The organism is Thalassobacter stenotrophicus, assembly GCF_001458315.1.
In the GTDB taxonomy this organism is placed as follows: domain Bacteria; phylum Pseudomonadota; class Alphaproteobacteria; order Rhodobacterales; family Rhodobacteraceae; genus Thalassobacter; species Thalassobacter stenotrophicus.
Genome location: NZ_CYRX01000015.1, coordinates 1 through 5,441, shown reverse-complemented (window position 1 = coordinate 5,441; position 5,441 = coordinate 1). Strand labels below are relative to the sequence as shown.

The 5,441-nt window shown below is 44.7% G+C and carries 8 protein-coding genes; all 8 read left to right on the top strand.

The window, feature by feature from the left end:
- Positions 1–15: 15 nt before the first annotated feature.
- The 8 genes from THS5294_RS18970 to THS5294_RS18935 all read left to right on the top strand — a co-directional run bounded on the left by THS5294_RS18970 (position 16) and on the right by THS5294_RS18935 (position 5,393).
- Complete coding sequence (locus tag THS5294_RS18970; RefSeq protein ID WP_000466547.1) at positions 16–1,002, top strand: Minor spike protein; 987 nt, start codon at positions 16–18, stop codon at positions 1,000–1,002.
- A gap of 63 nt (positions 1,003–1,065) precedes the next feature.
- On the top strand, positions 1,066–2,607 hold the full coding sequence (locus tag THS5294_RS18965; RefSeq protein WP_000252566.1) for a replication endonuclease: 1,542 nt from the start codon (positions 1,066–1,068) through the stop codon (positions 2,605–2,607).
- Positions 2,540–2,692: a hypothetical protein gene (locus THS5294_RS18960; protein ID WP_435988044.1), complete on the top strand. Its 153-nt coding sequence runs from the start codon at positions 2,540–2,542 to the stop codon at positions 2,690–2,692. The genes THS5294_RS18965 and THS5294_RS18960 overlap by 68 nt, the downstream gene beginning before the upstream one ends.
- Positions 2,625–2,864: a phage DNA packaging protein C gene (locus tag THS5294_RS18955; RefSeq protein ID WP_016670801.1), complete on the top strand. Its 240-nt coding sequence runs from the start codon at positions 2,625–2,627 to the stop codon at positions 2,862–2,864. Before THS5294_RS18960 ends, THS5294_RS18955 begins: the two co-directional genes overlap by 68 nt.
- Positions 2,861–3,319 (top strand): scaffolding protein D, encoded by a 459-nt coding sequence (locus tag THS5294_RS18950; protein WP_000084700.1) that lies wholly within the window; start codon positions 2,861–2,863, stop codon positions 3,317–3,319. The genes THS5294_RS18955 and THS5294_RS18950 overlap by 4 nt, the downstream gene beginning before the upstream one ends.
- Positions 3,319–3,435 (top strand): phage DNA packaging protein J, encoded by a 117-nt coding sequence (locus THS5294_RS18945; RefSeq protein WP_000033471.1) that lies wholly within the window; start codon positions 3,319–3,321, stop codon positions 3,433–3,435. The genes THS5294_RS18950 and THS5294_RS18945 overlap by 1 nt, the downstream gene beginning before the upstream one ends.
- Positions 3,436–3,471: 36 nt before the next feature.
- A complete protein-coding gene (locus THS5294_RS18940; protein ID WP_000065572.1) occupies positions 3,472–4,755 on the top strand; it encodes a major capsid protein in 1,284 nt (427 codons plus the stop codon).
- 110 nt (positions 4,756–4,865) lie between these two features.
- Positions 4,866–5,393: a hypothetical protein gene (locus tag THS5294_RS18935; RefSeq protein WP_000487867.1), complete on the top strand. Its 528-nt coding sequence runs from the start codon at positions 4,866–4,868 to the stop codon at positions 5,391–5,393.
- Positions 5,394–5,441 lie beyond the last annotated feature (48 nt).

The following is a 5,441-nucleotide window of genomic DNA, read 5'->3' as shown; positions in this document are numbered from 1 at the left end:
TAAGTGAGGTGATTTATGTTTGGTGCTATTGCTGGCGGTATTGCTTCTGCTCTTGCTGGTGGCGCCATGTCTAAATTGTTTGGAGGCGGTCAAAAAGCCGCCTCCGGTGGCATTCAAGGTGATGTGCTTGCTACCGATAACAATACTGTAGGCATGGGTGATGCTGGTATTAAATCTGCCATTCAAGGCTCTAATGTTCCTAACCCTGATGAGGCCGTCCCTAGTTTTGTTTCTGGTGCTATGGCTAAAGCTGGTAAAGGACTTCTTGAAGGTACGTTGCAGGCTGGCACTTCTGCCGTTTCTGATAAGTTGCTTGATTTGGTTGGACTTGGTGGCAAGTCTGCCGCTGATAAAGGAAAGGATACTCGTGATTATCTTGCTGCTGCATTTCCTGAGCTTAATGCTTGGGAGCGTGCTGGTGCTGATGCTTCCTCTGCTGGTATGGTTGACGCCGGATTTGAGAATCAAAAAGAGCTTACTAAAATGCAACTGGACAATCAGAAAGAGATTGCCGAGATGCAAAATGAGACTCAAAAAGAGATTGCTGGCATTCAGTCGGCGACTTCACGCCAGAATACGAAAGACCAGGTATATGCACAAAATGAGATGCTTGCTTATCAACAGAAGGAGTCTACTGCTCGCGTTGCGTCTATTATGGAAAACACCAATCTTTCCAAGCAACAGCAGGTTTCCGAGATTATGCGCCAAATGCTTACTCAAGCTCAAACGGCTGGTCAGTATTTTACCAATGACCAAATCAAAGAAATGACTCGCAAGGTTAGTGCTGAGGTTGACTTAGTTCATCAGCAAACGCAGAATCAGCGGTATGGCTCTTCTCATATTGGCGCTACTGCAAAGGATATTTCTAATGTCGTCACTGATGCTGCTTCTGGTGTGGTTGATATTTTTCATGGTATTGATAAAGCTGTTGCCGATACTTGGAACAATTTCTGGAAAGACGGTAAAGCTGATGGTATTGGCTCTAATTTGTCTAGGAAATAACCGTCAGGATTGACACCCTCCCAATTGTATGTTTTCATGCCTCCAAATCTTGGAGGCTTTTTTATGGTTCGTTCTTATTACCCTTCTGAATGTCACGCTGATTATTTTGACTTTGAGCGTATCGAGGCTCTTAAACCTGCTATTGAGGCTTGTGGCATTTCTACTCTTTCTCAATCCCCAATGCTTGGCTTCCATAAGCAGATGGATAACCGCATCAAGCTCTTGGAAGAGATTCTGTCTTTTCGTATGCAGGGCGTTGAGTTCGATAATGGTGATATGTATGTTGACGGCCATAAGGCTGCTTCTGACGTTCGTGATGAGTTTGTATCTGTTACTGAGAAGTTAATGGATGAATTGGCACAATGCTACAATGTGCTCCCCCAACTTGATATTAATAACACTATAGACCACCGCCCCGAAGGGGACGAAAAATGGTTTTTAGAGAACGAGAAGACGGTTACGCAGTTTTGCCGCAAGCTGGCTGCTGAACGCCCTCTTAAGGATATTCGCGATGAGTATAATTACCCCAAAAAGAAAGGTATTAAGGATGAGTGTTCAAGATTGCTGGAGGCCTCCACTATGAAATCGCGTAGAGGCTTTGCTATTCAGCGTTTGATGAATGCAATGCGACAGGCTCATGCTGATGGTTGGTTTATCGTTTTTGACACTCTCACGTTGGCTGACGACCGATTAGAGGCGTTTTATGATAATCCCAATGCTTTGCGTGACTATTTTCGTGATATTGGTCGTATGGTTCTTGCTGCCGAGGGTCGCAAGGCTAATGATTCACACGCCGACTGCTATCAGTATTTTTGTGTGCCTGAGTATGGTACAGCTAATGGCCGTCTTCATTTCCATGCGGTGCACTTTATGCGGACACTTCCTACAGGTAGCGTTGACCCTAATTTTGGTCGTCGGGTACGCAATCGCCGCCAGTTAAATAGCTTGCAAAATACGTGGCCTTATGGTTACAGTATGCCCATCGCAGTTCGCTACACGCAGGACGCTTTTTCACGTTCTGGTTGGTTGTGGCCTGTTGATGCTAAAGGTGAGCCGCTTAAAGCTACCAGTTATATGGCTGTTGGTTTCTATGTGGCTAAATACGTTAACAAAAAGTCAGATATGGACCTTGCTGCTAAAGGTCTAGGAGCTAAAGAATGGAACAACTCACTAAAAACCAAGCTGTCGCTACTTCCCAAGAAGCTGTTCAGAATCAGAATGAGCCGCAACTTCGGGATGAAAATGCTCACAATGACAAATCTGTCCACGGAGTGCTTAATCCAACTTACCAAGCTGGGTTACGACGCGACGCCGTTCAACCAGATATTGAAGCAGAACGCAAAAAGAGAGATGAGATTGAGGCTGGGAAAAGTTACTGTAGCCGACGTTTTGGCGGCGCAACCTGTGACGACAAATCTGCTCAAATTTATGCGCGCTTCGATAAAAATGATTGGCGTATCCAACCTGCAGAGTTTTATCGCTTCCATGACGCAGAAGTTAACACTTTCGGATATTTCTGATGAGTCGAAAAATTATCTTGATAAAGCAGGAATTACTACTGCTTGTTTACGAATTAAATCGAAGTGGACTGCTGGCGGAAAATGAGAAAATTCGACCTATCCTTGCGCAGCTCGAGAAGCTCTTACTTTGCGACCTTTCGCCATCAACTAACGATTCTGTCAAAAACTGACGCGTTGGATGAGGAGAAGTGGCTTAATATGCTTGGCACGTTCGTCAAGGACTGGTTTAGATATGAGTCACATTTTGTTCATGGTAGAGATTCTCTTGTTGACATTTTAAAAGAGCGTGGATTACTATCTGAGTCCGATGCTGTTCAACCACTAATAGGTAAGAAATCATGAGTCAAGTTACTGAACAATCCGTACGTTTCCAGACCGCTTTGGCCTCTATTAAGCTCATTCAGGCTTCTGCCGTTTTGGATTTAACCGAAGATGATTTCGATTTTCTGACGAGTAACAAAGTTTGGATTGCTACTGACCGCTCTCGTGCTCGTCGCTGCGTTGAGGCTTGCGTTTATGGTACGCTGGACTTTGTAGGATACCCTCGCTTTCCTGCTCCTGTTGAGTTTATTGCTGCCGTCATTGCTTATTATGTTCATCCCGTCAACATTCAAACGGCCTGTCTCATCATGGAAGGCGCTGAATTTACGGAAAACATTATTAATGGCGTCGAGCGTCCGGTTAAAGCCGCTGAATTGTTCGCGTTTACCTTGCGTGTACGCGCAGGAAACACTGACGTTCTTACTGACGCAGAAGAAAACGTGCGTCAAAAATTACGTGCAGAAGGAGTGATGTAATGTCTAAAGGTAAAAAACGTTCTGGCGCTCGCCCTGGTCGTCCGCAGCCGTTGCGAGGTACTAAAGGCAAGCGTAAAGGCGCTCGTCTTTGGTATGTAGGTGGTCAACAATTTTAATTGCAGGGGCTTCGGCCCCTTACTTGAGGATAAATTATGTCTAATATTCAAACTGGCGCCGAGCGTATGCCGCATGACCTTTCCCATCTTGGCTTCCTTGCTGGTCAGATTGGTCGTCTTATTACCATTTCAACTACTCCGGTTATCGCTGGCGACTCCTTCGAGATGGACGCCGTTGGCGCTCTCCGTCTTTCTCCATTGCGTCGTGGCCTTGCTATTGACTCTACTGTAGACATTTTTACTTTTTATGTCCCTCATCGTCACGTTTATGGTGAACAGTGGATTAAGTTCATGAAGGATGGTGTTAATGCCACTCCTCTCCCGACTGTTAACACTACTGGTTATATTGACCATGCCGCTTTTCTTGGCACGATTAACCCTGATACCAATAAAATCCCTAAGCATTTGTTTCAGGGTTATTTGAATATCTATAACAACTATTTTAAAGCGCCGTGGATGCCTGACCGTACCGAGGCTAACCCTAATGAGCTTAATCAAGATGATGCTCGTTATGGTTTCCGTTGCTGCCATCTCAAAAACATTTGGACTGCTCCGCTTCCTCCTGAGACTGAGCTTTCTCGCCAAATGACGACTTCTACCACATCTATTGACATTATGGGTCTGCAAGCTGCTTATGCTAATTTGCATACTGACCAAGAACGTGATTACTTCATGCAGCGTTACCATGATGTTATTTCTTCATTTGGAGGTAAAACCTCTTATGACGCTGACAACCGTCCTTTACTTGTCATGCGCTCTAATCTCTGGGCATCTGGCTATGATGTTGATGGAACTGACCAAACGTCGTTAGGCCAGTTTTCTGGTCGTGTTCAACAGACCTATAAACATTCTGTGCCGCGTTTCTTTGTTCCTGAGCATGGCACTATGTTTACTCTTGCGCTTGTTCGTTTTCCGCCTACTGCGACTAAAGAGATTCAGTACCTTAACGCTAAAGGTGCTTTGACTTATACCGATATTGCTGGCGACCCTGTTTTGTATGGCAACTTGCCGCCGCGTGAAATTTCTATGAAGGATGTTTTCCGTTCTGGTGATTCGTCTAAGAAGTTTAAGATTGCTGAGGGTCAGTGGTATCGTTATGCGCCTTCGTATGTTTCTCCTGCTTATCACCTTCTTGAAGGCTTCCCATTCATTCAGGAACCGCCTTCTGGTGATTTGCAAGAACGCGTACTTATTCGCCACCATGATTATGACCAGTGTTTCCAGTCCGTTCAGTTGTTGCAGTGGAATAGTCAGGTTAAATTTAATGTGACCGTTTATCGCAATCTGCCGACCACTCGCGATTCAATCATGACTTCGTGATAAAAGATTGAGTGTGAGGTTATAACGCCGAAGCGGTAAAAATTTTAATTTTTGCCGCTGAGGGGTTGACCAAGCGAAGCGCGGTAGGTTTTCTGCTTAGGAGTTTAATCATGTTTCAGACTTTTATTTCTCGCCATAATTCAAACTTTTTTTCTGATAAGCTGGTTCTCACTTCTGTTACTCCAGCTTCTTCGGCACCTGTTTTACAGACACCTAAAGCTACATCGTCAACGTTATATTTTGATAGTTTGACGGTTAATGCTGGTAATGGTGGTTTTCTTCATTGCATTCAGATGGATACATCTGTCAACGCCGCTAATCAGGTTGTTTCTGTTGGTGCTGATATTGCTTTTGATGCCGACCCTAAATTTTTTGCCTGTTTGGTTCGCTTTGAGTCTTCTTCGGTTCCGACTACCCTCCCGACTGCCTATGATGTTTATCCTTTGGATGGTCGCCATGATGGTGGTTATTATACCGTCAAGGACTGTGTGACTATTGACGTCCTTCCCCGTACGCCGGGCAATAATGTTTATGTTGGTTTCATGGTTTGGTCTAACTTTACCGCTACTAAATGCCGCGGATTGGTTTCGCTGAATCAGGTTATTAAAGAGATTATTTGTCTCCAGCCACTTAAGTGAGGTGATTTATGTTTGGTGCTATTGCTGGCGGTATTGCTTCTGCTCTTG

What these genes read in the sequence shown, in the direction of transcription:
- THS5294_RS18950 (WP_000084700.1), top strand. Translation starts at nt 2,861, where the DNA reads ATGAGTCAAGTTACTGAACAATCCGTACGTTTCCAGACCGCTTTGGCC.
- THS5294_RS18970 (WP_000466547.1), top strand. Translation starts at nt 16, where the DNA reads ATGTTTGGTGCTATTGCTGGCGGTATTGCTTCTGCTCTTGCTGGTGGC.
- THS5294_RS18940 (WP_000065572.1), top strand. Translation starts at nt 3,472, where the DNA reads ATGTCTAATATTCAAACTGGCGCCGAGCGTATGCCGCATGACCTTTCC.
- THS5294_RS18945 (WP_000033471.1), top strand. Translation starts at nt 3,319, where the DNA reads ATGTCTAAAGGTAAAAAACGTTCTGGCGCTCGCCCTGGTCGTCCGCAG.
- THS5294_RS18965 (WP_000252566.1), top strand. Translation starts at nt 1,066, where the DNA reads ATGGTTCGTTCTTATTACCCTTCTGAATGTCACGCTGATTATTTTGAC.
- THS5294_RS18935 (WP_000487867.1), top strand. Translation starts at nt 4,866, where the DNA reads ATGTTTCAGACTTTTATTTCTCGCCATAATTCAAACTTTTTTTCTGAT.